Consider the following 292-nt stretch of genomic DNA (forward strand, 5'->3'; position numbering starts at 1 on the left):
CCATGCGCAGCGGCTGGCGGTAGATGCGCTGGAAGTTGTCGCCTGCGATGAACAGATCGTCGGTGGTCTCGGGGCAGAGCGCCCGCAGCAGCCGCCAATGCACCGCGGACAGGTCCTGTGCTTCGTCGACGACGATGTGGCGGTAGCGCCGCCGCCCCGTCCAGGAGCGGGCGGTCTCGGCGAGTGCGGCGGCCATGCAGATCTGCTCTCCCGACCAGATGCCCTCGGACGTCAGCCGAGCCTGGTACCGCTCGACCAGATCCCAGACGCGGGCCCGCTGCGACCGCCCCAG

At 70.5% G+C, this 292-nt stretch carries 1 protein-coding gene; it reads right to left on the minus strand.

Going from position 1 to position 292, the window contains the following annotated elements:
• On the minus strand, window positions 1-292 hold a 292-nt coding region (locus L0U85_RS11990), incomplete at both ends, for a UvrD-helicase domain-containing protein (protein WP_241377996.1).

The sequence above is a fragment of the Glycomyces sp. L485 genome (assembly GCF_022548875.1).
Classification (GTDB): domain Bacteria; phylum Actinomycetota; class Actinomycetes; order Mycobacteriales; family Micromonosporaceae; genus Glycomyces.